Annotated in this window: 1 protein-coding gene; it reads right to left on the reverse strand. The window is 54.3% G+C overall.

Annotated elements, in window-relative coordinates; all coding sequences use genetic code 11:
- Positions 1–87: 87 nt before the first annotated feature.
- Positions 88–387 (reverse strand): hypothetical protein (locus tag RVY79_RS17865; protein WP_317465855.1); only part of this gene is annotated, 300 nt, incomplete at its 5' end.

The following is a 387-nucleotide window of genomic DNA, read 5'->3' on the forward strand; positions in this document are numbered from 1 at the left end:
CCGGTTCCCCAGAGAAAATGGCCACCCACGACGTCCAGAATGAAACCTGCAATCCACTCCAGCATCCTCAGCCTCGTTGTTGGGTCACTAACATTGCATGCTATTTGCACAGATTACTGATCTCGCCATTGGGTTCCGAATCCCCGCGTTATCTTTTCGAAATAAGAACGGCACCTGATCAGTCAGAGCAATTGGCCAAACCGAACAACGTTCGATGCAAGCGCCCTGTCCTTGATGGCGTTTGTTCACGCGAAAATACCAAAAAAAACGCGCCGGGCGTAACCTCGGCGCGTCTTTCATTGCCTTGATCGCAACAACAGCCAGAATCACCCCACGCTGCCGCCAGCCTCCTGCCGGCCCTGCATCGACAACAACGACGCAGGCACC

It is taken from the genome of Chromohalobacter sp. HP20-39 (assembly GCF_033052815.1).
Classification (GTDB): domain Bacteria; phylum Pseudomonadota; class Gammaproteobacteria; order Pseudomonadales; family Halomonadaceae; genus Chromohalobacter.